At 64.3% G+C, this 24,550-nt stretch carries 27 protein-coding genes; 14 read left to right on the top strand and 13 right to left on the bottom strand.

The annotated features are described in order from the left end of the window. Window positions 1-16: 16 nt before the first annotated feature. Both D6M19_RS17550 and D6M19_RS17555 read right to left on the bottom strand, forming a co-directional pair. Window positions 17-928 (bottom strand): phosphotransferase family protein, encoded by a 912-nt coding sequence (locus D6M19_RS17550; RefSeq protein ID WP_164478543.1) that lies wholly within the window; start codon window positions 926-928, stop codon window positions 17-19. 170 nt (window positions 929-1,098) lie between these two features. Continuing rightward, window positions 1,099-1,974, bottom strand: coding sequence for an SDR family oxidoreductase (locus tag D6M19_RS17555; RefSeq protein WP_123026520.1), 876 nt, complete (start codon window positions 1,972-1,974; stop codon window positions 1,099-1,101). Window positions 1,975-2,113: 139 nt separating this feature from the next. Here D6M19_RS17555 and D6M19_RS17560 point away from each other — a divergent pair, with 139 nt between their 5' ends. Continuing rightward, window positions 2,114-2,548 (top strand): winged helix-turn-helix transcriptional regulator, encoded by a 435-nt coding sequence (locus tag D6M19_RS17560; protein ID WP_123026521.1) that lies wholly within the window; start codon window positions 2,114-2,116, stop codon window positions 2,546-2,548. Window positions 2,549-2,733: 185 nt separating this feature from the next. Here the strand turns inward: D6M19_RS17560 and D6M19_RS34270 are convergent, their stop codons facing one another. Next, window positions 2,734-3,078: a hypothetical protein gene (locus D6M19_RS34270; protein ID WP_164478544.1), complete on the bottom strand. Its 345-nt coding sequence runs from the start codon at window positions 3,076-3,078 to the stop codon at window positions 2,734-2,736. 168 nt (window positions 3,079-3,246) lie between these two features. On the opposite strand from D6M19_RS34270, the gene D6M19_RS34275 reads away from it, so the two are divergent. The 6 genes from D6M19_RS34275 to D6M19_RS17590 all read left to right on the top strand — a co-directional run bounded on the left by D6M19_RS34275 (window position 3,247) and on the right by D6M19_RS17590 (window position 8,139). Further along, the gene (locus tag D6M19_RS34275) at window positions 3,247-4,185 is read left to right on the top strand and encodes a phosphotransferase family protein (RefSeq protein ID WP_164478545.1); all 939 of its coding nucleotides are present in this window, start codon (window positions 3,247-3,249) and stop codon (window positions 4,183-4,185) included. Between the two features lie 366 nt (window positions 4,186-4,551). Beyond that, a complete protein-coding gene (locus D6M19_RS17570; RefSeq protein WP_123026523.1) occupies window positions 4,552-4,869 on the top strand; it encodes a 2Fe-2S iron-sulfur cluster-binding protein in 318 nt (105 codons plus the stop codon). Then, complete coding sequence (locus D6M19_RS17575) at window positions 4,866-5,723, top strand: NAD(P)/FAD-dependent oxidoreductase (RefSeq protein ID WP_164478546.1); 858 nt, start codon at window positions 4,866-4,868, stop codon at window positions 5,721-5,723. The genes D6M19_RS17570 and D6M19_RS17575 overlap by 4 nt, the downstream gene beginning before the upstream one ends. Further along, on the top strand, window positions 5,708-6,109 hold the full coding sequence (locus tag D6M19_RS17580) for an oxidoreductase C-terminal domain-containing protein (protein WP_164478547.1): 402 nt from the start codon (window positions 5,708-5,710) through the stop codon (window positions 6,107-6,109). The genes D6M19_RS17575 and D6M19_RS17580 overlap by 16 nt, the downstream gene beginning before the upstream one ends. 207 nt (window positions 6,110-6,316) lie before the next feature. Beyond that, window positions 6,317-7,513 (top strand): cytochrome P450, encoded by a 1,197-nt coding sequence (locus D6M19_RS17585; RefSeq protein WP_123026526.1) that lies wholly within the window; start codon window positions 6,317-6,319, stop codon window positions 7,511-7,513. Window positions 7,514-7,728: 215 nt separating this feature from the next. Further along, entirely contained in the window at window positions 7,729-8,139 is a 411-nt protein-coding gene (locus D6M19_RS17590; protein WP_164478548.1) for a cupin domain-containing protein, read from the top strand. A 487-nt stretch (window positions 8,140-8,626) separates the two neighbouring features. On the opposite strand, the gene D6M19_RS17595 is transcribed toward D6M19_RS17590, so the two are convergent. The 3 genes from D6M19_RS17595 to D6M19_RS34560 all read right to left on the bottom strand — a co-directional run bounded on the left by D6M19_RS17595 (window position 8,627) and on the right by D6M19_RS34560 (window position 11,569). Further along, window positions 8,627-9,604 (bottom strand): quinone oxidoreductase family protein, encoded by a 978-nt coding sequence (locus D6M19_RS17595; RefSeq protein WP_123026613.1) that lies wholly within the window; start codon window positions 9,602-9,604, stop codon window positions 8,627-8,629. A 134-nt stretch (window positions 9,605-9,738) separates the two neighbouring features. Further along, window positions 9,739-10,629 (bottom strand): VOC family protein, encoded by an 891-nt coding sequence (locus D6M19_RS17600; protein ID WP_123026528.1) that lies wholly within the window; start codon window positions 10,627-10,629, stop codon window positions 9,739-9,741. Between the two features lie 700 nt (window positions 10,630-11,329). After that, window positions 11,330-11,569 (bottom strand): hypothetical protein, encoded by a 240-nt coding sequence (locus tag D6M19_RS34560; protein ID WP_206428563.1) that lies wholly within the window; start codon window positions 11,567-11,569, stop codon window positions 11,330-11,332. Between D6M19_RS34560 and D6M19_RS17605 the strand changes: the two genes are divergently transcribed. From D6M19_RS17605 to D6M19_RS17615, 3 genes are all read left to right on the top strand, one after another. After that, a complete protein-coding gene (locus D6M19_RS17605) occupies window positions 11,474-12,193 on the top strand; it encodes a GntR family transcriptional regulator (protein WP_164478549.1) in 720 nt (239 codons plus the stop codon). The two genes, D6M19_RS34560 and D6M19_RS17605, sit on opposite strands and share 96 nt — an antisense overlap. Window positions 12,194-12,345: 152 nt before the next feature. Further along, complete coding sequence (locus tag D6M19_RS17610) at window positions 12,346-13,557, top strand: acyl-CoA dehydrogenase family protein (RefSeq protein ID WP_164478550.1); 1,212 nt, start codon at window positions 12,346-12,348, stop codon at window positions 13,555-13,557. 63 nt (window positions 13,558-13,620) lie between these two features. Next, window positions 13,621-14,412 carry an SDR family NAD(P)-dependent oxidoreductase gene (locus tag D6M19_RS17615; protein ID WP_123026531.1) on the top strand — a complete coding sequence of 264 codons (792 nt, stop codon included), beginning with the start codon at window positions 13,621-13,623 and terminating at the stop codon, window positions 14,410-14,412. 36 nt (window positions 14,413-14,448) lie between these two features. Here the strand turns inward: D6M19_RS17615 and D6M19_RS17620 are convergent, their stop codons facing one another. The 4 genes from D6M19_RS17620 to D6M19_RS17635 are packed head-to-tail and all read right to left on the bottom strand — an operon-like array spanning window position 14,449 to window position 18,774. Then, the gene (locus tag D6M19_RS17620) at window positions 14,449-15,282 is read right to left on the bottom strand and encodes an SDR family oxidoreductase (protein WP_123026532.1); all 834 of its coding nucleotides are present in this window, start codon (window positions 15,280-15,282) and stop codon (window positions 14,449-14,451) included. Window positions 15,283-15,314: 32 nt separating this feature from the next. Then, a complete protein-coding gene (locus D6M19_RS17625) occupies window positions 15,315-16,103 on the bottom strand; it encodes a maleylpyruvate isomerase N-terminal domain-containing protein (RefSeq protein WP_123026533.1) in 789 nt (262 codons plus the stop codon). Further along, window positions 16,100-17,314, bottom strand: a complete 1,215-nt coding sequence (locus tag D6M19_RS17630) for a CaiB/BaiF CoA transferase family protein (RefSeq protein ID WP_123026534.1) — start codon at window positions 17,312-17,314, stop codon at window positions 16,100-16,102. The genes D6M19_RS17625 and D6M19_RS17630 overlap by 4 nt, the downstream gene beginning before the upstream one ends. Next, the gene (locus D6M19_RS17635; RefSeq protein ID WP_234834909.1) at window positions 17,311-18,774 is read right to left on the bottom strand and encodes an aldehyde dehydrogenase family protein; all 1,464 of its coding nucleotides are present in this window, start codon (window positions 18,772-18,774) and stop codon (window positions 17,311-17,313) included. Before D6M19_RS17635 ends, D6M19_RS17630 begins: the two co-directional genes overlap by 4 nt. 82 nt (window positions 18,775-18,856) lie before the next feature. Between D6M19_RS17635 and D6M19_RS17640 the strand changes: the two genes are divergently transcribed. From D6M19_RS17640 to D6M19_RS17655, 4 genes are read left to right on the top strand one after another with little or no spacing between them, the layout of a single operon-like run. Beyond that, the gene (locus D6M19_RS17640) at window positions 18,857-19,618 is read left to right on the top strand and encodes an SDR family NAD(P)-dependent oxidoreductase (protein ID WP_123026536.1); all 762 of its coding nucleotides are present in this window, start codon (window positions 18,857-18,859) and stop codon (window positions 19,616-19,618) included. Next, window positions 19,615-20,388, top strand: coding sequence for a crotonase/enoyl-CoA hydratase family protein (locus D6M19_RS17645; protein ID WP_123026537.1), 774 nt, complete (start codon window positions 19,615-19,617; stop codon window positions 20,386-20,388). The genes D6M19_RS17640 and D6M19_RS17645 overlap by 4 nt, the downstream gene beginning before the upstream one ends. Before the next feature lie 30 nt (window positions 20,389-20,418). Next, on the top strand, window positions 20,419-21,570 hold the full coding sequence (locus D6M19_RS17650) for a thiolase family protein (protein WP_123026538.1): 1,152 nt from the start codon (window positions 20,419-20,421) through the stop codon (window positions 21,568-21,570). Between the two features lie 17 nt (window positions 21,571-21,587). After that, the gene (locus D6M19_RS17655; protein ID WP_123026539.1) at window positions 21,588-22,211 is read left to right on the top strand and encodes a TetR/AcrR family transcriptional regulator; all 624 of its coding nucleotides are present in this window, start codon (window positions 21,588-21,590) and stop codon (window positions 22,209-22,211) included. Between the two features lie 71 nt (window positions 22,212-22,282). Here D6M19_RS17655 and D6M19_RS17660 read toward each other — a convergent pair whose 3' ends face one another. The 3 genes from D6M19_RS17660 to D6M19_RS34280 all read right to left on the bottom strand — a co-directional run bounded on the left by D6M19_RS17660 (window position 22,283) and on the right by D6M19_RS34280 (window position 24,363). After that, complete coding sequence (locus D6M19_RS17660) at window positions 22,283-22,657, bottom strand: cupin domain-containing protein (RefSeq protein WP_123026540.1); 375 nt, start codon at window positions 22,655-22,657, stop codon at window positions 22,283-22,285. 57 nt (window positions 22,658-22,714) lie between these two features. Continuing rightward, window positions 22,715-23,671: a fumarylacetoacetate hydrolase family protein gene (locus D6M19_RS17665; protein ID WP_164478551.1), complete on the bottom strand. Its 957-nt coding sequence runs from the start codon at window positions 23,669-23,671 to the stop codon at window positions 22,715-22,717. A gap of 116 nt (window positions 23,672-23,787) precedes the next feature. Further along, window positions 23,788-24,363: a hypothetical protein gene (locus D6M19_RS34280; RefSeq protein WP_164478552.1), complete on the bottom strand. Its 576-nt coding sequence runs from the start codon at window positions 24,361-24,363 to the stop codon at window positions 23,788-23,790. Window positions 24,364-24,550: the final 187 nt, after the last annotated feature.

Raw genomic sequence — 24,550 nt, forward strand, 5'->3', positions numbered from 1 at the left:
GACGGGCAGGAGCCGCCTAGCCGGCAGCCATTGCTCTGCGCACGACGAGGTCAGTGAAAATCGGAAGAACCTCGACGAACTTCGCGAACCGCGCGTCGCTGGTTCTGCAACTGGTGTAGAGATGAGCACCCTTGGCAATGATCGCTCCGGCCTTCGCATTTCCGAGCGCCGTGTAACGAGCGACGTCGACCGCCGTCCGGCCAGTGCCGGCCTCCCACTCCGCCACCATTCGTTCAGCCGACCACCAGCCCGGAAGTTCGTGGCCCGAATTGGCCATCGACGCCTCGCCCTGGTCGTGGAACATGAGTAGATAACCGAGATCGAGCATCGGCTCGGAGACGTGCGCCATCTCCCAATCGAGGAGCGCGGTGAGTTTCCCTTCGTGCCATAAACAATTGCCTTGCTTTGGATCGCCGTGCACGGGGGTCGGTGGACCCGATGTGGCCGGTGGGCGCGCGGCGAGATCCGACAGAACGTCGATCAAGGCCTCCGGTCCCTCGGCCGACTGCGCCACCTCGAGCCAGTGTTGCGCTTCCTGCTGCAAGCTGCGATGAACCGCCGGCATCTGCGTGGCCGGCATGTTGTGCAGACCGATGAGGGCGTCGAACCACTGCCTACACAACTTGTCGGGTAGTTCGACCGGGTCGGTGGCTAGCCATTCCGGCACCGCATACTCGAACGACTCACCCGGCAGCCTCTCCATGAGGAAGAAGGGATCGCCGAGCACTTCCGGATCGGTGCATACTTCGAATACTTCGGGAACCGGCACGCTGGTCGTGTTCGCTTTCACTGCTGCGAGCACTGAATGTTGTGCCGCCATGTCGTACGGCGGCAGCATCCCCTCCACTGAAGGTGGCATGCGGAGAATCTCGTCCAGGCCCTCGACCAAGTAGGTCTCGTTCGAGTGGCCCGCCGAGATGGCCTTCACACCGGTGATGCGGTCACCCCGCTCGAGGTACCCGCGCAGTCCCCGCGCAAGTTGCTCAGTGCCGCGTCCCATGTGCTGCCTCCGTCGCACGAATTAGCTTGTCGCAAAGGGCATCTGGGCCAGCCATCTCGGCGCTAGTCCCCGGGCTTGGGCCTCAAACCGTTGGGCGATCAGCCAGCGAGCGCCTCGCCGATGGTCGTCGCGTATGGCGTCGTCGCGCGGCCAATCAGCTTGCTGAGCTGGCGGCCGTCATCGAAGAGCGCACCTCGTGACGCGGCGGCGTCGGATTGTGCATAGATGTGGGCAGCGCCGTTCGGAATGCCAGCCCCGACGAGCGCGACCTTGTACTCGTCTTGGGACAGATCCTGGTAGACCACTGGCTTTCCCGATTGCTTGGCCACCTCGGCGGTGAATTCCTCCAATGTGTAGGTGGCGTCGCCGGCGAGTTCGTATGTCCGGCCGGCCTGGTCGTCTGCGGCCGTCAGAACGGCTGATGCGGCGGCGGCGAAGTCCCCGCGGCTAGCGGACGAGATCTTGCCCTCGTTGGCGCAGCCGATGAAGGCGCCATGGGCGAGGGCCGGCGGGATCGATGCGGTGTGGTTCTCGGTGTACCAGCCGTTGCGGAGCAGCACGTAGGGGACGCCCGCCTCAGCGAGGGCCTGCTCCGTCTCGCGATGCTCGATCGCAAGGTCGAGCGTGGAGGTATCCGCGTGCAGCACACTGGTGTAGGCGATCAGTGAAACGCCGGCAGCCTTGGCCGCGTTGATGGCGTTGAGATGTTGCGGCCCCCGCTGGCCAATTTCGCTGGAGGAGATGAGGAGTAGCTTGTCGACGCCCTTGAAGGCGGCGTCCATCGTGTCCGGCTTTGAAAAATCTGCCTGCCGCACCTCGACGCCTCGGGCCTCGAGGTCAGCGAGCGCATCGACGTTCCGGGCCGTGGCCACGAGCTGACTCTGAGGGACGGTCTTCAGCAATTCTTCGACGACGAGTCGACCAAGCTGGCCGCTCGCACCGGTAACGAGGATGACGGGTTTTGATGGGGACATTGAATTCCTGGTCTCTAATTGGTGGTTGGTCTCCAACTGGATGCTGGTCTCCAACCGGACACGGGTTTACGATAGAGACCGGTAGAAGCTTGCGGAAGAAGGCATTCTTTCAATACCAGGTTACTGAGAAGGAACCGCCATGAATGGCAGCGAGATCTTGGCGCAACGCTTCACCACTTGGCAGGCAATGGAATTCAATGAGTCCGACTGCCTCATTCGAAACGTCCTCGATCGCCTCGGCGACAAGTGGACAATGCTCATCGTGATCGCATTGAACGCCTCACCGGCCCGTTTCAGCAAGCTCCAGCGGGAGATACCCGACATCTCCAAACGTATGTTGTCGCAGACTTTGCGGGGGCTGGAACGCGATGGCTTGATTACCCGCCACGTGTTCGCCACGGCGCCACCCCAGGTGGAGTATCGGTTGGCGCCGCTCGGCCGCTCCATCCTCGATCCGCTCGCTCAACTAGTCCTGTGGGCTGAAATCCAGCAAGACGAGATCCGGCGGGCCAGGGAGAGCTACGATGACTCGGTCAACGAGATCGACAGCGCCGCAACCAAAGCGCCGCGCTGAGGACTGACCCGTAGCGAAGACACCTGTCAACGTGGAAGCTGCGGTCGGTGACGTGGCCCATGCGACGATCGCGTGACACCCCGAAGATGTCGCCGCAGCCTCATTCCCTAGCGAGCCTCGCGACGAAGAACCTCTGACGATCGTCAGAAGGAAGGATGGACGCCATGCTGAACCAGCTTGCGGCGCTACTGCGTGGCGCTAGCGACGACATTCTCCGGAACATAGCTCCGGCCGTGCCAGACGGGGCAGCCCCCGAGCGGCTCGAGTACGTTCGCCAGCTCTTGGACCTGGCGGCCGCGGAGATCGACCTCGTCGATATTGTCGATACCGAAATGCATTCTGATGCAACGAAGATCAGTGTTGCAGCCGCGCATCTTCTGGATGGAATCCACGGGGAGGTGAGTGACGCCGCGGCGACCGACGGAATCCGTCAGGTGCGTGCCAGACTCGCCCAGATCATTCATCCGTTGAGCACTGTGAGTCAGAACCAGACCGCGCAGAGCGCAGAGGCCGCCGATCTCCTCAAGCAAGTGTTTGACGCTGATGCTCGGTGGCGAACCAGCGTCGAGGCAGCACGCGTCGCTGCACAGACCAGAACGGCAATCGAAAGATCGCCAAGTCGACCGATTTCACCTCCAGAACTTGCGGCGCTACTCAACACTCGGTTGTCACCGCGCAATCCGATCGAGGTGACCGAAGTGCGACTGTTGCCCGGCGGACGTTCGAAGCAGACCTACGTCATCTCCGTCGCACCCCATGACGAAGTGCCCAGTCGGATGGTGCTACGCCAGGATGCATCGGCATTCGCCGTCGACACGGTCCGAGGACCCACCACGATCGGAGAGGAACTACCGATACTGAGCGTTCTCTCCGAACGCGGCTATCCGGTTCCCCGGCCCATACTGTTCGAGACCGCGGCCAACGACCTCGGTCAACCGTTCATCCTGCTGGAACACTGTGAGGGCAGCATGGGCGGGGACCGCTTCAGCGGCTTCTACGAGCCGTCGCGACCTGCCTTCGAGGATCTCGCGGCATGGCTCGCGCGGGTCCACGCGATTCCGCTCCACGAGCTGGATTTCGGCGAGGATGCCCTCCACAGTGCCGAGGAACTGATGAATCGCGAGGTCACTTTTCGCTGGCAGAGATGGCGGCGCGACGCCGTCGAAGCCTCGCCGATCATCGAGTGCGCCTTCGCCTGGCTCCTGCACGCGTGCAGTTTCGGGCTCGGCAAGCCATCGGTCGTCCACGGTGACGCCGGTCCGCACAACCTCCTGATCGACCAGGGTCGCATCAGCGCGATCCTCGATTGGGAGTTGATCCATGTCGGTGACCCCGCCGAAGATCTTGCCTACGTGCGTTCTGCGATCGAGAAGCAGTTCCCCTGGCCTGAGTTCCTCGACATCTATTACCGCAGCGGCGGCCAGCCGATCGACGAGCGCCGGTTGAAGATCTTCTCGGTCTACGTGCTGGTCCGGAACGCGAGCCTTTCGGCCTGCGCCGCAAGGACTTTCATCGAGGGTGGGAGCGACGACTTCATGATCGGTGCGATCGGGGTCGTGCCGATCCCCTTCATCGAGAACCAGCTCATCGCCCTGATTGGCGACGAAGTCGCCTCGGCTCCGGGCAGTGTTTCGTGACGAGGTCGCTGGCGGACCGAGCAGGCTGATGTAGGGATCACCAGAAGTCGCCGTTCCCATTCTGCCTACAGTTTATGCAGATGGAACTCTCGGCCGTTTTGCGTGTCCTGCGCCCATCGGTGCGGCGAATGCGCGACATCTGCGTCACGGGAGTTCAATCGCCGACGCCGACCCAGCATCAGGTCTTGTGGCCGACCGCTGAATCTGCTTACATTTTGACCGAAGTGTTTCATGCGACACAGTGCTGTCTGAAGTAGAGATGCCTTGCAAGCGCGCAGCCGCCCACGATGACGTACGCGTTCGGACGTCGTGCTAGGTCGCAGACTCCCATTGCAACCGGCCACCGAACACCATGAAGGAGCACCCGTGTACGAGATTCGATTCCGGACTGCCACAGGCGACGTGCACGCGGTCGAGGCGACTCCGGGCCAGACCGTGATGGAGATTGCCGTGCAGGAAGGCATTCCCGGGATTCTCGCCGAATGCGGTGGAGCGGCTACGTGCGCCACCTGTCACGTCTACGTCGATGACGGATTCGCCGAACGCGTCGGCCCCCCCGGGGACTTGGAGGATGACATGCTCGATGAAGTGGACGAGCGTCGTTCGACGAGCCGCCTCGCCTGTCAGATCGATTTCAGTGAATCGCTCGACGGCCTTCTCGTCGAAGTCGCAGGGCAGTCGTGACCGGTACCGTCATCGTCGGTGCCGGACAGGCCGGCGCCCAAACAGCGTTCTCGCTCCGCGAATTCGGCTATACCGCGCCCATCACCATCGTGGGCGCCGAAGCCCACCATCCGTACCAACGGCCGCCGCTGTCGAAGGCGTTTCTCGCTGGGACCGCGGACCCTCAGTCCCTGCTGCTGAGGAAGCAGGCGTTCTACGACAAGCTCGAGATCGACGTGCGGAGTAGATGCACCGTGCGCGACGTCGAGTTCGCCGGCGACCGCGGGACGGCCTACCTCGACACGGGTGAGATCGCGCCGTTCGATCGTCTCGTCCTGGCCGTCGGAGGTCGGCCCCGCCGGCTCGACGTTCCGGGATCAGATCTCGACGGCGTGACGTATCTGCGCACTATCGATGACGCGATGTCCATCTGCGCACTGTTGGGTCGAAGCAACTCCGTGGTCGTCATCGGAGGAGGGTTCATCGGCCTGGAGGTTGCCGCCGCTGCCCGCGGCCGAGACGCCGCGGTCACCGTGGTCGAGGCCGCGCCGCGCCTGTTGTCGCGGTCGCTGGCCCCGGACATGTCGGAGTTCCTGCGCGATGCACATGAAACGGCCGGTGTGACATTTCATTTCGGTGCCGCGGTCACGGCGATTGAGGGTGATGGTGAGCATGTCCGACGGGTGATCCTGACCGACGGAAGTCAGATCGCGGCCGACGCGGTCATCGTGGGTATCGGCCTGGAGCCACGCCTCGAACTCGCCGAACGACTCGGCCTGGAGACCGATGGGGAATCGTCGTCGACCTCCATTCCAAGACGAGTGATCACCGGGTGCTGGCCGCCGGTGACTGCACCGTCATGCCGAATCCGGTGACCGGTTCCGGCCTCGTCAGACTGGAATCGGTGCAGAACGCCGTCGAGCAGGCGAAGGCCGCCGCGGCCACCATCGCGGGCACGTCGGCGCCGTACGTGGCAGTTCCGTGGTTCTGGTCCAATCAGGGAAGTCTGAAGATTCAAATGGCAGGTCTGACAACTGAATTCGACCGGGTCGAGATCCGCGATCACGTTCGCGGTCAGGAGATGTCGGCCTTCTACTTTCGTGCTGGACGGCTGTGTGCGGCCCACGCAGTCAACCGGCCCAAGGACTTCATGCAGGGCCGTAAGGCGCTCACCCAGAATCTGACCGCCCGGCCAGACCCCGAGTCGAACGAAGCAGTCTCGCTGACCTCGGTACCGGCCGGCACTCAACACAGCCGCTAGCGCCCCTCTGTGGAATCGCGGTGCCGCATGCTGCGCGGCGCCCTCTGAGCAGCGATCGAGATACAGTCGACCACAAAAACGTTTTGGGATTGACAAATCGATTATTCATCACCAAGGTAGAGGGTGAGCTAGATCACTAGATCCCGCTGACGAGGCGGGGACGGTGGACTTGTCTTCGCTGAGGCGGTGGACGAAGAAAGAGGACCAATGGAAGCGACGCAGGTCGACCTGTGGGCGGAAGAGAACCTCCAAGATCCGTGGCAGGCATTCAAGGAGCTGCGAGACGCGGCCCCGGCGGTTCATCTGGAGAAGTACGGTCTCTGGGCGGTTGGGCGCTATGCCGATGTTCGGACCGTGCTCAAGGATTGGCGGGGTGCCAGCTCGGAGCATGGTGTGACGGCCTGCAAGGAGCACGACGAAGTCATCGCCAAGACGATTCTCGACGAGGCGCCGCCACGTCACACTGAACTGATCAAGGTGTTCCGCGACAAGTTGGCGCCCGCGGCGCTGCGCGACGTCACGGCGGGCATCGAGCAACGAGCCGACGCCATCGTCGCCGAATGCGTGGAGAAGGGGCAGTTCGATGCGGTAACCGAGATTGCGCACAGGGGCCCCGTCGAGGTGGTTGCCGATCTGATCGGACTACCAAAGGATGAGCGCGACGGGTTGTTGCGCCGAGCGTCGGCGACGTTCAACATCTTCGGACCCGACAACGAGTTGTACAAGACGCAGTTCCAGGCGGACTACGAGTCTCTGCCGGTGTACGCGATGGAGGTATGCACGCGTGAGAAGCTCACCCCGGGTGGGTTCGGTATGGCCGTCTACGATGCCTTCGACCAGGGGCGGCTGGCCGAGGACCACGTGCTGGGCATGATTTTGACCTACCTGGTCGCCGCCGTCGACACCACCGTGAACAGCATCGGCTCGATGATGTGGAAGCTGGCCGAGAACCCCGACCAGTGGCGGCTGCTGAAAGAGAATCCCGACCTCGCCAGGAACGCCTACGACGAGGCGCTTCGCGTGGAGACTCCGGCATTTGGCATGACGCGCACGGCCATTGAGGACTACGACGTGGGTGGCGTGACGGTACCTGCAGGGTCGAAGATCTCGCCGATGCTCCGCTCGGCGAATCGGGACGAGCGCCGCTGGGAGAACCCCGGCACCTTCGACATCACCCGGGATGCGACTGGCCATGTCGCGTTCGGCCATGGTCTGCACACCTGCATCGGGCGTCCCCTTGCCTACATTCAGGGCGAGGCGGTGGCCAAGGCTCTGGTTGCTCGAGTCGACTCAATGGAGATCGCCGGGCCGGTGTCCATTGCGCCGCACAACGTCATCCGTGGTCTGAGCTCACTACCCCTCGAGGTCGTCCCCGCCCGCGTCAAGGCAGGTACGGTTGCTTAGCCCTCCAAGCTCGTCACATTCGTACCGCGTCCTCTGCAGACTCATCTGGGTGCGCTGAAGGGGATTTCGGTCATTGGCGATCGAATGCCGATGTCGGCAGCAGCGATGCACGCCGGATGGAGTTCGAGCGATCGACCGGGTCCGACGATGACGCGGGCTCATATGACGACCAGCGTTCCAATGTCGACCCAATATCTCCGACGGAAGAAGTCACCATGCCGCAACAGCCTTTTCACTCAGCGCTAAGCGACCTTCCCACCGAAACGCTTCTCGACGGCGCCTTCAGGCGAACGGCTGTCGTGGGGGACCACGTCTTAGTGCAAGCCACGTGGCTAAAACCCGGTCACCCCACGGTGCCCGTCGACCAACATCCGTACGACCAGACCATCTACGTCATCCGTGGAACGCTCGAACTCGTTTTGAACGGTGACCAACGATTCGAGGTCAACGGCGGCGAAATGTTCTACATCCCAGGCGGTGTGCCACATCAGGCTGCGGCCATCGGTGAAGATGAACTGCATGCGCTGGACATCTTCGCACCCATCCCGCCAGCCAAGCTGAGTATGGCGGCCCACCAGATCGAGAGGGTGGCGGATCGCCCGAATGACCAAGTCAAGGGATCTTGAGAATGGACCCTTCCCAGGTTCAGGGTCGTGACCCATCCCGTGATCTCGACGTCGCGTGGGCTGGACTGCTCGTCGGTCGCACCGACTCCGGCAGCGGGTACGGACACCGCCAATTCGGCACGCGCGCAGCCTTATAGGATCTCGCGATCCCCAAGCTGCGGCAGAGTTACTACTTCCTGGACGGCGTTCTGGAACGGCGCAACGCGCTCTACGAACCTTGACCACGGTGGTAGCCACCTGATACCTGCTGGGGATGTCTACCCGGCGGATAGGCGAGCTCGTGGAGCCCTTGGGCATCATCAGCCTGCCGAATGTCCAAGTCAGCGTCATCGCCGAGTAAGGCGACACCGCGGCCGATCCCTGTGTTGGACCGGTACCGCCTGTCACAGGCAATGTTGCGTGGCCCGGGCGCCGTCAGCACCGAACCAGCGGTGTCGCAGACGGATTCGGGGACAACAAGTATCCAGAAGCGGTGCCGAGAAGCGGGTTAAATCGGCACCCCGCCTGGAAAGATGACGATCTTTCCGATCCGCGACCGGTCCTCCAACATGTGGTGTGCGAGACCAGCTTCGTCAAGGGAGAACCGGCCCGCGATCGATACGGAGATAACGCCGTTGGCCGCTAGGTCGAAGAGCGCTTTGCCACGCGCCAGCAGTGCGTCTCGGTTCTCGATGTAGTCGAGCAACGTCGGTCGTGACACATATGGTGACCCGTACTGGGACAAGCGTCGAAGGTCGAACGGAGGGATGGGCCCACTGGGAGCTCCGTAGAGGAGGATGTTGCCGCGGCGGGCGATGGCCACGAGGTCTTGCTCGAAGGTCCTGGCTCCCACTCCGTCGTAGATCACCTCGACGCCCTTTCCGGCGGTGAGTTCGTCTATCTGAGTGGCGAAGTCGTCGTAGCCGATGATCTCGTCGGCACCTGCGGCGCGGGCTATCTCGCCTTTGGCGGGGTCTGAGGTGGTGGCGAGCACTCGGGCTCCGCGATGCTTGGCCATCTGCACGATCAGATTGCCCACACCGCCTGCTGCGGCATGGACGAGCACGTCGTCGCCGGGCTGTACCGGGTAGGCGTCGGAGGTGAGGTAGTCAGCGGTCAGCCCCTGAGCGATCAGTGCCGCAGCGGACTCGAGCGTCACGGAATCGGGCACCGGGAGGGCCGAGGAGACGGGGATGACTGCGAGTTCGGCGTAGCTGCCGCTGATGAGGGGCCATGCCACGCGTTGACCCACCATGACGCCTTCCACGCCTCCTCCCAGTGCTACCACCGTGCCGGCGCCCTCGACGCCGATGGTGAAGGGCGGGTGCGAGTCCAGTACCCCGCGGCGGGTCATCGAGTCGTGATAGTTCACTCCGACGGCACCAACCGCGACGAGGATCTCACCGGGAGATGGCTCCGGCTCGGGTATATCGCGCACCTCCAAGACTTCGGGGCCACCGTGACGGGTCACAATGACAGCGCGCATGAGATTCCTCCTTTGTTCGACGTAGGGGGTTGAACTGGCACCCGGATGCCTGTTCGGCGCGATCGAGTCATGAATGACGTTGTTCAGCAACTACTTTGGGCGTGACCCGGGTGTGGGTCGGTGTCGATTGACGCCTATGACCACTTGGTGAAGAAGGTGTCCGGTACCCACGGCGACCAAGAGTTCATCAGGAGCTCGGGTGAACTCCACTCGGTGCCTTGGTCGGCCGGGATCTTTGGCATCTCTGCGGCGAACTCGATCCGATTCCCCGAGGGGTCGAATGCGTAGAGGAAGAGGTTGACTTCGGGGTGTCGACCCGGTCCGTACTCGACGACGCGCTGCACCTCCGCGAGTGAGTCGCAGATTAGCTTCATATGTTCGATTCCGTCGACGAGGAACGCTAGATGATGAAGCCCGCCTCGAGTATTGGGCGCTTCGACACAGGCGATGTCGTGGTGATAGTCCGACGACGTGCGTGCCCAGAAGATGCTCCACCCGTCTTCGTCGCCCGACGCGAGCATGACCTGACTGGTCCGGAAGTCGAGCGTGGTGGTCAGAAACGACAGCAGGCTCTTGGTGTCATCAGATACCAGGTTGATGTGATCCAGCCCCAAGGAGGTTCGCGAACTGTGATCCCACGAAGCGGCATTCGGGAGTCCAGCAGTGCGACCGCCGGATCCGGTCTGCAACTCAATGCAATGACCTGACGGAAGTTCGGTCCGCAGGATCTGCCCGGCACCGATCCGGCTCACGTCGTGACGGCGGTCGGTCGTGTTGCCGGCGTCGTGCAGTCGCGCCGCGTAGGTGTCGAGATCATCGTCGGAGTCGACCCCAAGCGCAAATGAGACCAGGCCTTTGCCGCCTTCGACCAGAGTTAGTGCGGTGTGGTCGTCGCCAACGCCTAGGTGCGCGGTGTCCGAGGATTTGTCCAACACCTTCAGCCCGAGTCCCTGCACATACCACTCGAGAGACCCCGAGAGGTCGTCCACCTTGAGGGTTGCGTGGTCGATGCGATTGATTGACATGGCGTCGTTCCTTTCGGTAGATCCACCGGGTTCAGGTTTGTCCAAGTCCTGCGCTGCTTGTAAATCGAAGGCGTTGGATACCGTTTGCGGACCCTGCGTTACGGCGAGACGCCGTGACTTCGTTACCCACCGCCTATGTCGGCGTCCATGTTCCGCAGGTGTAGCGGGGGTTCCCGGAGCCTGCCAGGCGCGGCGCCGAGCCGCCTGAAACGCACCACGGTCCAACACCTTGGGGCGGCGGCACGGGTGACCACCGGATCATCCCGCAACCCCAACCCTTCCGTGAAGCGATCATGTCGGTGATCCTGAGCTAAGTGTAAGCAGAATGAATTGTCAACCCTCGATCTCGCGCCCATTGTTCGGCCCGACGCCTCAGTAGATCGCCCTGTCGATAGCCACTTTTTCAGCAGCGGTTCGTATTGCACGCTGTTCTTGGCTAATGAAGATGAACCTGTCACACCTCGGGCAACTGCTTACATTCTAGGGACCGCGCCCCTTGTGTGCGGCCCGGCCAGAGGCGGCCGTGGCGGAAGATGCAACGAGGACTCGCGCAGATGCCTCCCGACAAGAGACGCGGTAACGGCGACAGCCCGACTCTGCAGCAACAACGACTCGCTCGGCGTTGCCGAGAGCGTCGAATCAACCGCGTTGATAGGGTTCCGAGCTAGGTGGATTGGAGCTCTTTGGATGGCCATTGTCGTCAGTCGTAGAGGGCGGTCGCTGTGATCAGCGTCGGCGACGTCGGCGCGTGGACAGTTTCGGCGTCGGTGTCGCCGATCCAGACTGCTTCCCGCTCGCGCGACGTCCATCCCGGCGCTTCGGGCAAGGCCGAGGTGCCGTTCGCGTGAGCCGACGGGCAGATGGCGCGGGTAGCGCGCGCGGCAAGGGGGTATCGCTCGGTGAGACGATTTATCAGACCCTCAGGGACGACATCATCCACGGTGCCCTGCGTCCGGGTGCGCGGTTGCATCTCAGCGATCGGGCAAAAGCGGAGGGGGTGAGCCTCTCGATCGTTCGCGAAGCGGCTGCGCGGCTCGCGTCCGAGGGCCTGCTCGACGCGGTCCCGCAACGCGGGTTCTCGGTGCCGGAACTGTCTGTCGAGGATCTCGTCGACTTGAGCTGGACGCGCGTCTACATCGAGACGTTGGTGGTGCGCGAGGCCGTTGTCCACGGGGACATCGCATGGGAGTCCGAACTCGTCGCCGTGCATCATCGGTTGAACGCGACTCCGATGTTCGACGGCCATGGCGGCCACAATCCCGAGTGGATGAAGCTGCATGGAGGGTTCCACGAGGCGTTGGCGGCCGGCTGCCCCCATCGTCGAATTCGGCATCTGCGCCGGCAACTCTTCGATGCCTCCGAGATCTATCGTTCCTGGTCGGGGCCCGGCGAGCAGATGTCGTCCATTACTGCGCAGGAGCACACGTCGATTCTGGAGGCTGCGCTCGCGCGCGACGCCGACGCCGCTGTGGCTCGTGCAACCCAGCACATCGAGGGGATGACCCGCCACCTAGAGGACACCGCCAAACGACTCGAAGAGCGCGGCGCGTTCGTCACAGACTAGGACGCTCGGTTCGCGTCCGCGATCACGTCACCGCCTCCAGTTCCTGCTCAAGGGCACTGTTCGCGTTGCTCGGCTAAAAGATCGATTTTAGTGACCGAAATCGACCCTTGTGGTAGTGTGTGACCTGATCAACGTGGATGAGGGAGTCGCTGATGTCCGTTGTAGATGTCCAGTCGGCGGCCGACACCGCCACCGCCGCAACCGATTACGTCTCGATCGCGCGCGAGATGCGTCCCCGCCTGGAAGAGAGGGCACCGTGGGCGGATCGTGAGCGTCGGCTTCCCGAGGAGACGGTTCGCGAACTCATCGACGCGGGCATGTTCAAGTTGACGATGCCGAAGTCATGCGGCGGGGCTGGGCTGACGATGGCAGACTACTCGGACGTTCAGTTCGAGTTGGGCAAGGGTTGTCTGTCGACTGCATGGGTGCAGATGATCATCGGATGCGTCAACCACGTGGCGATGATGTCGCTGGGCGACGAGGGTCGGGCTCATGTTCTGGGGTCGGTGGAGGACCTGAGGATGTGCTCGGTGCTGGCGGCCAAGGGATCCGCCAAGCGCGTCGAGGGTGGCTGGGTGGTCAACGGCAAGTGGCCGTCGGCGTCGGGTTCGCTGCATTCGAATTGGGGCATGGTGGGCTGTCTGCTGCAGGAGCGCGACGGCAACCCGGCCGGTGTCGGTTCGGCGTTCATGCCGATCTCGGATGACGACGGCATCCAGATCATGGAGACCTGGTTCGTGACCGGTATGCGGGGGACCGGCAGCAACATGATCGTCGCGGAGGACGTATTCGTGCCCGATCACCTCATCGCCCTGCAGTCGGAGATCGCCGAGAAGGAGTTCTGGGGCCCGGACACCGAACCCGCCGAGCGCTGGGAGTTCGCGCCGCAGTTCGGTCTGGGCCTGATGGGACCGGCCCTGGGTGGGGCCGAGGCGCTGTTCGAGGGTGTGGCTGCCAACATGGGCAAGCGTGGTGTCGCGGAGTTCGATTTTCCGCGGCAGGTCGATTCCTCGGTGGTGTTGGGCCAGCTCGGGGAGGCGCGCATGCTCCTCGACAGCGCACGACTGCAGACCCGGCGCGGGATCGCGGCGCTGGAGGAGACGACACTGCAGCGTCCGATGACGTACAACGAGCGTGCTCGCTGCCGGGCCGATGCGGGTTTCGCCGCCAGTCAGGTCAGGGCCGGCATGAGCGCCTTGCTCGACATTGCCGGCAGTGCGATGTTCTCTGAAACAGCTCCACTGGAACGGATTTGGCGGGATCTCTCGGTCGTCACCCGACACCCCATGCTCAACACCAAGCTCACCAACGAAATCCTTGGTCGGGCACTGAGCGACCAACCCAACATCACGCACTTCGTGTGACCTGGCGCGAAGCGTCCAGACTTCCCGGCACCGCATCGCACAACGAGAGTGGAGACATCGAGCATGACCGAACTGGTGGCCGGTAGCGCGATAGTCACTGGAGCCAGTTCAGGCATCGGCCGGGCCATTGCCATGGCCTTGGCCGGTCGAGGCGCAGCAGTGGGCTTGATCGACGTACAGCGCGCGGGAGTCGACGAGCTCGTGGCCGAACTGAGTTCGGACGGGCACACCGTGGCTGCGGCGCGAGCCGACATCAGCGTGTGGGACGACGTGGACGCCGCGGTCACCGAGCTGACGGACAAGATCGGCGCTCCGAGCATCCTGATCAACGCCGCGGGCATCATCGACGGGTTTGCTAGCCTCGAAGACATGTCCGCGGCATTGTGGAACCGCGTGATCTCGGTCAATCTCACCGGAACGTTCAATATGACCAAGCGGGTGCTGCCTCACCTGCTGAGTCACCAGGCCAGCCGCCTCGTCAACATCTCCTCGATCGCCGGTGTCGTGGGCTCGGGTGGCGGGCCCGCCTATACCGCGGCCAAACACGGGATCGTCGGATTGACCAAACAGATGGCGCTGACCTACGCCCCACGGGGGCTCACCGTCAACGCAATCGCCCCTGGTCTCATCGGTACCGGGTTCCTCGCCAATTCACAGCAGTTCCTCGGCGCAGACGCGCCCGTCCTGAGCGGGGCCGCAGCCGCAGGGGAGGCAGCTGCCCTTGCGTTCATTCCGGCCAATCGGGTGGGCACACCGGAGGACGTGGCAGGCACCGCCTGCTTCCTGGCCTCCGACGCTGCGGGATACATCACCGGCCACCTGCTGCTCGTCGACGGTGGCTGGACGGCACAGTAATCAGAGAGTCTGCCGAGACATGCACAGTGCCGGGAACTAGTACACGTAGTCCTCACCGCTGGCGCGCACGGTGATGTCGCTGATGCTGATTCCCCACGGCTGATCGATGACGTACACGACGGCGTCAGCGAGCTCGTCTGGCTTGATCACCCAGTACTGCACGGAGTCTCGATCGGTGAGCTCCGGCGGCAGCTCACGCTTGACGTAGGCGGACAGCCGCTCGTTGAAGGTCTCCGCACGCTGACCAACCAGGCCGACGAGGGCCGACCGGTCGACCATCCCGGTATGAACGTTGGTACCGAAGACACCCGTCGGTTTGACCGTGGTGACCTTGATCCTTCCCTTCGTCTCGATCCGCAATGAATCCGACAGCGTCGTGACTGCGGCCTTGGTCGCGCTGTAGACGGCCGCGCCTTCGACTCCGGCGTTGCCGTAGATGGAGGAGATGTTGACGACCTGCCCGCGACCCTGCTCGATCATCTGGTCGTAGACGGCGCAAATCCCGTTAAGGACTCCCTTGATGTTGATGTCGATTGCGCGGTGCCACTTCTCGACAGCCCGGTGGTGGTCGCGGAAGTACGCCAGCGGCATGATGCCCGCGTTGTTCACGATGACGTCGATCGCCCGGTAGGTGTCGACGGTGTGTCGAGCTGCCGCCTGCAATTGTTCGAGATCGGTGACGTCCGCGACAAAGTGCGACGCGTCGCCGCCAGCTGCACGGATGGCTTCGACCACCTGGGCGAGCTTCGCCTCGTCAAGATCCACGCCGACCACCTTGGCGCCGCCGGCGGCGCACTTGCCGGCAATAAGACGTCCAAAGCCGTTGGCGGCGCCCGTAATCAGGATGACTCGACCTTCGAGATGTTGCACGGTACCTCCGTTGGTAGTGGTGTGACGCTTGCTCAGATGACCCGGATCGCGTCCAGGATCGGCGCGACGAGCTCGCGGCGTCCGGTGATCGCGACGACGGGACGCCAGGACGACCGCTTGGTCGCCCACCTGAGGAAGTCCGTGGCTCGCGTCGTCGCCGTCTCGGCGGGCAGGTCGGCCGTCTCGGTCAGTACGACCGCGTCGCCGTCCCGCGACAGGGTGAAGGCGCGCTCGGTCTCGCCCACGAGGCGAACGCCTACGGGATCGTCGCCGAGGGCGAGATGCAGCCGGCGTGGGCACATCTGGGGCAGCCCAGCCAGCATCCAGTCGATCGTCGCATCGATTGCCTCAGCGACACTCGCGCTTCCGGCGACGGGGCCATGTGGGAGAAGCAGGTCGGAGGTCAGGTGGACGAGGTGGTCGAAGGCCACGGCGTCGGCGAGCTGCGCCAGCCGGTAGGTTCCCAGTTCGCCGAGACGAATCGTCTTGCTTCGCAACGGTTCTTCCTGCAGTGCCACTAACGCGCGGAACCCGGCTTCGGCCTGCGCCGTGTAGTACTCAAGGGCCCGCTGCGGTGACCATTCTGCCCGTTCGTACACCGCGGCATCGTTGAGTGACTCGGTGGTGCCGTCCGGGTTGGGAGGCAGCGTCAGTCGGGGATCGGCAATCGTGTTCAGGAAGAACGCCATGTGGGTGACCAGATCCTGGACCCGCCAACCGCGGCAGGCGCTGTCGATCGACCAGTCGCTGAGCGCGAGATCGCCCAGAACGCTCGAGGTGTCGTCGATCAGTGAGCGCACCGCGACGATGGAGGGTGTCATATCGTGCCAGCCTCTCTGAACGAGCTGATGTCCTCATCGGTGTAGCCGAGCTCGGCGAGCACGGTCGAGGTGTGTTCCCCCAGCGCCGGGATGGGACCCATCCATGCCGAGTGCCCCGAGATAACCGGGGGTGGCAGCAGGGAGGTCACCGATCCGACGGGCGACGACACCTCCTGCCATCGTCCGCGAGCGGCGAGCTCGGCATGGTCGACGACATCGAGCGGCGTGTTGTACCGGGCGTTGCCGATACCGGCCTCGTCTGCTGCCGCCTGAATGTCCGCCAGCCGTCGCTGCGCGCACCACGCCGCCACGATCTCGTCGACTTCACCCCGTCTGGCGACCCGATCGACGTTGCGCCGATAGCGGTCGTCGTCGGCGAGCTCGGGTCGACCGATCATCGTCGACAGCCGCCGGAACTCGGCGTCGTTGGTGGTGCCAAGCACGGCCGTGTGCAGATCCAGCGTGCCGTAGGCACCGTACGGCGCCAACGCGGGAGAGCCCATGCCCACCGGAGGTTGATTGGACTCCGTATACCGCGCGTGCGTCAGCGCGTAGCCCATGAGTTCGGTTGCGGCGTCGAACATTGCGACCGACGAGGACGTCCCGGCGCCGGAGTGCCCGCGCGCGTGCAGGCCGGCCAGAATGGTGATCACCGCGTACAGGCCGGTGGAGACGTCAACGATCGCCGGACCCGGCTTCGACGGTTGACCCGGCAGTCCCGTGGTGGCACAGGTACCGCTCTCGGCCTGGATGAGTAGGTCGTATGCCCTCTTGTGGGCCATCGGACCGTCACTGCCGTAGCCCGAGATCTCCAAGGAGACGAGGCGCGGGTGGCGGGCCTTCAGGGACTCCGCGTCGATTCCGAGGCGGCGGGTGGCACCGGGAGTGAGGTTGGAGATCAACACGTCGGCCGATGCCAGCATTCGGTGCATGATCTCCATGCCCGCGGGCCTCTTCAGATCGAGGCTGACGGACTCCTTGCCGCGGTTCGCCCAGACGAAGTGCGCCGCCATCCCGTTGACGACGTCGTCGTAGTCTCTAGTGAAGTCGCCTCCGCGGGGGTTCTCGATCTTGATCACGCGGGCACCGAGATCGGCGAGCGTGCGGGTGCACATCGGCGCGGATACCGCCTGCTCGACGGCCACGACGGTGACGTCGGCCAGCGGCCCCCTCCGGTCGGCGCTAGTTTCGAACGTTGCGGCCGAGGTCATTTCGCTCCCGTCCGCTCTGTTTCCTCGCGCCGGCGGGCTGGGCCGGTCACGACCTGGGTGTCGGTGAACGAGTGCAGTCCCCAGATGCCGTTCTCCACGCCGACACCACTCCACTTGTGGCCGCCGAACGGAAGGTGGGGCTGCACGCCCGCGCCGTGGCTGTTGACCGACACCTGGCCACTGTCCAACTGCGCGGCCACCTCCATGGCGCGCTCGGTGTCTTCGGACCACACGGATGCGGTGAGCCCGAACGGGGAGTGATTGGCGCGTGCCACTGCGTCGGATGTGTCCCTGAACTCCACGATCGGCAGCACGGGTCCGAACTGTTCCTCGTCGACGACGCGAACGCCGTCTTCGACGCGGTCGATGATCGTGGGCTCGAAGAAATAACCGCGCCGGTCGATCCGCGTTCCGCCCGCCGCAGCGCGGCCGCCCGACCGCAGCGCATCCTGCACCAGGTCGTCGACGTGCTGGAGTTGCGGCCTATTGTTGATCGGCCCGAGTTCGACGCCGTCGGCCATTCCGTCATCGACGGTGACCGTGCGCGCGATCGCTGCAACGGCATCGACCAATTGGTCGTGGATGCTCTCGTGGGCATACACGCGCTTGATCGCGAAGCACGTCTGCCCGCTGTTGCGAAAAGCCCCCCAGAACAGTCGCTTCGCGATGCGCTCGATGTTGGCCCCGGGCAACACGATGGCCGGGTCGTTTCCGCCCAGTTCGAGCGTCACCCGCTTCAAATCGCCGGCGGCCGATACCGCGACCCGCTTGCCTACTGGCGTCGACCCGGTGAAGGTCACCTTGCGGGGAATGGGATGGGCGACCATGTCCGCACCGAGCGGCTCGACGCCGGTGATGACGTTGAAGACGCCGTCGGGGAGCACACCGCGCAACAACTCGCCGATGGCCAGCGTGGTCAAAGGCGTGTAGGGCGAGGGCTTGACGACCATGGTGTTGCCTGCCCGCAACGCCGGGGCGATCTTCCACACCGCGAGTGTGACCGGGTAGTTCCACGGAGTGATCGCGGCGACTACGCCTAGCGGGCGGTGGAGCACTTCTTCGTAACCGCGCTCGTCGTCACGGATGATCTCGCGCGGTACCTCGAGATCCGCGTAATACCGCAACCACGTGGCACTGACCTTGATCTCGGAACGTGCCTCCCTCAGCGGCTTGCCCTGCTCCGCGGTCAGCAGCGTGGCCAAGACGTCCTCGGCGGTCTCGAGCGCGTCAGCCGCGACCCGAAGTGCCGCGCGACGCGCGGATTCATCGCTGCGCCACGTCTGGAACGCCGACTCTGCCACGCCGAAGACATGGCTCAGATCCTCCGGTGCGAACGCGGGCGCATGAGCGAGAACCGAGCCCGTGGCCGGATTGAGGACGTCGAAGACGCCGCTGGCTGGATGATCCCTGCCACCGACCGACATTTGGCTCGATGCGCTGACCTTGACTGACTCCGTCACAGGCACGACGCTACACACTTACTGGACAGCCAGCAAGGAAAATGACACACTCGGTTCACCGCACCTGAGCGAAGGAGAACACATGGACTTGGCGGGTCAGGTAGCGCTGGTCACCGGTGGAGCCTCGGGGCTCGGGCTGGCGTCCACTGCGGCGTTGATCAACCGCGGCGCAACGGTGTTCGTCGCAGATCTGCCCACTGCCGGCCGGGGCGCCATCACGGACCTGGGTGCCCACTTCCTCGCGGCGAACGTCCTCGATGAGGAGCAACTAGCCGCGGCGCTGGATGCGGCCGGAGAGGCCGGACCGCTGCGTGGGGTGGTTCATACTGCCGGTCGCGGGGGCGATCGGCTCCGCATCCTGGATCGGGAACGTAATCCGGCGCCGTTGGACGCCTTCGCCGACATGGTGCGGACCAACCTCTTCGGTACGTACAACGTCCTGCGGCTCTGCGCCGCCCGAATGGCGGGCAACGACGAACTCCCCGAGGGAAGTCGGGGCGCCTTCGTCCTCACCGCGTCGGTGGCCGCCTTCGACGGTCAGGTGGGACAGACGTCGTACACCGCATCCAAGGCCGCTGTTCACGGCATCACCCTGGTGGCCGCCAGGGACCTTGCGTCGTGGGGCATTCGGGTGAACACCATCGCCCCCGGACTCTTCGACACGCCGATGCTGGCCCGGCTGCGCGATGACATCCGCGAGGGGTTGGCACAGTCAGTGCCGTACCCACGACGCCTGGGATCACCGGCGGAGTACGGCCGGCTCGCCGTGGAGCTTCTGGAGAACGACTATCTCAACGGCGAGACCATCCGGCTCGACGGGTCCATCCGAATGGCGCCCCGATGACCGCACCGGAAGAACCCCTCGAGACGTCGGTGACGGGCAACGTCCTCGTGATGAGGATGAATCGGCCTGCGGCTCGCAATGCCATGACGATCGAGATGGCTCGAGGTATCGCCGCCGGGCTCGACGAACTCGATTCACGTTCCGATCTTGCGGTCGGCATCCTCACCGGCACTGATGAAACCTTCTGCGCCGGAGCGGATATCAAGCGTCTCGCGCAGGGTGAGTCGGCGACCATCGACGGACGTGGCTTTGGCGGGCTGGTGGAGAAGCTGCCGTGTAAGCCCCTCGTCGCGGCCGTCGAGGGGTGGGCGCTCGGCGGCGGTTTCGAACTCGTACTGGCATGCGACCTCGTGGTGTGCGGTGCGGGCGCGCGGTTCGGGCTTCCGGAGGTCCGTCGCGGATTGGTGGCGCGGGCAGGTGGAGCGATTCGGCTGCCGCAGCGGCTGCCACGCGCCGTCGCCCTCGAGCTCCTTCTCACCGGTGAGCCCTTGAACGCGGTGAACGCATTGCACTTCGGACTCGTCAACGAGGTGGTGTCCGACGGCACGGCACTGGAGGCGGCGGTTCGGCTCGTCCAGCGCATCGCGGCCAACGCGCCCCTGGCCCTGATGGCCACCAAACGCATCGCGGAGGAGTCGCGAGCCTGGGGTGCCGACGAGGTCTTCGCTCGCCAGCGGGAGATCACCGACCCGGTATTCGCCTCCGCCGACGCAGCCGAGGGGGCGCGCGCATTCGCCGAAAAGCGCAGCCCCACATGGACCGGCGCCTGATGCGGGCGCAACACGGCCCGAGGAGACGACATGCCTGAAGCCGTGGTTGCCGCTGCAGCACGCACCCCCATCGGCAAGCGCAATGGTGCGCTGTCGGGTATCCATCCCACCGATCTGTCCGCGCTGGTCTTGAACGAGTTGGTCAAGCGGACGGGTATCGATCCCGTCGACGTGGACGACGTCCAATGGGGATGTGTGACCCAACTCGGCGACCAGTCCAGCAACGTGGGCCGCTTCGCCGTCCTCGCCGCCGGGTGGCCGGAATCGGTTCCGGCGGTGACGGTCAACCGCGCTTGCGGGTCCAGCCAGCAGGCGCTGGATCACGCCGCGTTCGCCGTCATGGCGGGGCAGCAGGAGCTGGTGGTGGCCGGCGGTGTCGAGACAATGAGTCGGGTGCCCCTGGGCGCGGCGCGGGCCACCGGTCAGCCGTATGGGCCTACCGTGCTCGAGCGGTACGGGGTGGTCGACTTCAACCAACTCGACGGTGCCGACATCATGGCCAAGCGCCACGGCTTGTCGCGGTCGATGCTGGACGAATACAGTGCACGCTCGCACGAACGGTCGGCCGCTGCGATAGACAGTGGGGCGTTCGACGAGCAGATCGTTCCGGTCACCACGAACGCCGGGATCGTGACGCGCGACGAGGGATTGCGGCGCGGTACCACGGTCGAGTCGCTGGCGAAGCTGAAGCCAATCGGTCGTCATCAGGACGGAGTCGTCCATGCAGGCAACGCATCACAGATCTCCGATGGCGCTGCAGCACTCCTGGTGACGACACCGCAGCGCGCAAAGGCGCTCGGGCTGACCCCATTGGTGCGGTATCACAGCGGTGCGGTCAGCGCCGCCGATCCCGTAACGGTCCTCGAGGGGCCGATGCCGGCTACGCACAAGCTGCTCCGCAAGTCGGGTCTGCGGCTGCGCGACATCGGGGCCTACGAAGTGAACGAGGCGTTCGCCACCGTGCCGCTCGCGTGGGCGAAGGACCTGGGAGCCGACGAGGAGCGGCTGAACCCGCTCGGTGGCGCGATCGCCGTAGGCCATCCGCTGGGCGCATCGGGAGCAATCCTGATGACCAGACTCATACACCATATGTGCGACAACGGAATTCGATACGGTCTGCAGACCATGTGTGAAACTGGCGGCACGGCCAACGCCACCATCGTCGAACTGTTGGTCAACTGATCCGGCAAGATGCGACCATGCCGGCACCCCATACCTCAACACAGGACGAACGCAGCGAGGCTGCGCGGAAGCTGATCATCGACGCCGCCATCAAACTCCTGGCCGAGGAGGGGTATCAGCGCACCACCTTCACCCGCATTCAGGACTGTGCCGGGGTCAGCAGGGGGCTGATCACTTATCACTTCGGGTCGAAGGCCAAACTGATCGAGGCCGTCATCGCATCGACACGGGACACCTTCAGCGCCGAAGCTCTCGAGCCGCTGAAGGAGGCTGCAACGGGTCTGGACGCGATCCTGGGAATGATCACCTCCTATTTCGACCGCTTGACCGTCAACCCGAAACCGGCAGCCGTGATGCTCGTCCTGGCAGTCAGCGCCGACGCCGACGCCGCTGAGGTCAAGGCGGCGGTGAGCCAGCGATACGCGGAGATGCGCCAGGAACTGTACGACTGGATCGAACGTGGGCGCGCGGACGGCAGCGTCGCCAGCAGTATTGAACCCGTTTCGTATGCGGCGTTGCTCGAAGGAGTCATCCGCGGCGTGGCGCTGCAGTACCTGGTCGACCCCGGCACCTTCGACATCCGGGGGGCCAGGGACGCCGCGGTACGGATGGTCACGGCCGCGCTTGCGGGGTCGGGCTGACCGGTCCCCATCGCCTCGGCCCTATCGCAGCCAGGAATGAGTACCGGCCCGATGCGGGGACCGAAGCGGCTTTACGTGTTGTCGCCTTGCCATTCCACGAGGTGCGCGAAGTCAGCGCGAGCGGGGGAGAAGACGTCGATGTTGAGGACGCGCCCGCTGCCCAGAGCCTTACCGGTGTGCGGCAGACCCGCAGGAATGTACAAATAGCCGCCGTCTTCGACGATGTACTTCTCTCCGTCGACGATGAACTCCATGGCGCCACCGAAGATCAGCGCGAGTTGGTCGAACGGGTGGTCGTGCGGTGGGATGTCCTCGGTCATGTCATCGAGATAGTTGAAGACCACCATGGCGTTGTCGGTCTGGATGGCGCTGCGTGCCACGCGGCCGTCGAACATGACTTGCGCGGGAATCGCCGTGGCCTTGCCCGTCATGACGTTCTGAGGCATAGCTGCACTCCTAATCTTCTAATCTTCGAGGGTCGCTGTTGAGTAACTTCGACTGGGCTATTCCGCCGCGGCGTGCAGTTCGATGCCTGCGTTGGGACGGTATGGGGCCGGCGGCGTGAGGTGGGCGCTGCTGAGTCGCTGAGCGCGCATGTGGGCGGCGAGGTCGGTGTCGATCTCGGATGGCCAGGTGCGGCCGACGGGGTCCTGGACCGTCACCTCGAGAGACCCGATCTTGTCGATCGTGAGGCGGACGTGGTCGCCGTCCTGCAGTGGGCCCAACCCTTGATGATTGGTCCCGCAAGAGATCACGTCGCCGGGTTCCAGTGTGGTGATCGATGACGCCCACCAGATGAGCCGCGCGATAGGATTCTCCATGTCGCTGGTGCGATAGTCCTGGCGCAGGTGATCGTTGACCCAAAGGCGAATGGCCAGATCGCTGGCGTCGCCGACCTCGTCGGCGGTGACGATCCACGGTCCGAGGGGGCCGAAGGTGTCAAAGCTCTTGTCGGCCAGTCCGGCTGCCTGGCTGACGCCTCGAGCGGAGACGTCGATGAGCGCGGTGTAGCCGAAGACGTAGTCCATCGCCTCGGACTCGAGCACCTGGTGTGCCCGCCGACCGATCACGACCGCCAGTTCGGCTTCGTGCTGAAACACGCTGGCCGGGACGTCGGGCAACCGCACCACCCCGCCGTGGCCGATGACCGAAGTCGATGCCTTCAGGAACATCCCAACGGGCTTGATCTCCCCCCCGACGCCTTCGAGATAGTTGCCTAGTGCGCAAAGCAGTTTCGTCGGCCGTGGCAGGGGGGCATCAAGAGTGACAGACGCCAGCGGCACCCCGTTGTCAGAGCGTGCGGCCGCCTCCAACGCCTGTCGGTGGTCGGCGAAGCTTCCGATCAAGCTGGGGAGGAGATCACGGGCGGGCTGCGCCGTGTCGACGAGATGGCTCACGTCGACGACGCGATCTCCTGTCACCACGCCGGGTTTCCCGCCATTGAACAGTGCGAGTCTCATCTCGACGAGCCTTCCTTTCATCACCAGGTTTACATTTGCGGCCGAACCGATCTCGGCCGACGTGAATCGTCAACTTGTCTAGCGCTGGGTGCCTCGAGCTGGTCGCGCCCCGCCATTCACGCGACGGCTCCGACGAGAAAGCGGCGGGCCGCGCCGACTGCTTCGGGAGCGCTCTCAAAGCCCATCTCGGCGAGCGCCTCGAGTAGTCCGTCGATGACGTGGGTTGCCGAACCGGGCATGGTCAACGGCAGCACCGCTATGCCGTCGGCGATGTCGAGGGCGTGAATGTCGGCAGCGAAACCGGCCAGACCGCGCGGTGATCCGACGTACCGCAAGGACGCCGTCTGGTCGGTCTCTCGGTCCAGCCGAGCGAGCGCACGAAGGGCGCGGCGCGGCTCGGGATCGATCAGCACACCCACTTCGAGGAAGATGACGGGGGCGGCGATGGCCTGCCGGGCCGCATCGGCACGTAGCGCTCTGGCGCGGCGAGCCGCGTCACGAAGGTCTGTAGCGGAGACGCGAACGACGGGGCCGATGGCCGCCCGACTGGCACCCAGTTCTATCCAGCGCTCTGCGACGGTTTCAGTCGTCGCCGCGGGATGATGGCCCGAGGAGTTCAGCGCCAGGGCTACGCGCAACGCCCTGCAGGGGCTGCCCTCGCCCGGTGTTCCCGCGGAGTCGTGCTCAGACACGCGACGCTCCTGAAATGACCGTGTAGCCGTGATGCCGTCAACGCTGAGCCCTGCCTGCGGTCTCCGAGTCCTCCGGCCGAACACCTTCGAATCTAACCCATCCTGGGCCTGAGGTCTACATCGATCTGCAAGCAGAATATTGGCCGGATTCCCGATGGATGCTTTTAAACTGCAGATAACTCGGAAA

The organism is Mycolicibacterium stellerae, from assembly GCF_003719305.1.
Classification (GTDB): domain Bacteria; phylum Actinomycetota; class Actinomycetes; order Mycobacteriales; family Mycobacteriaceae; genus Mycobacterium; species Mycobacterium stellerae.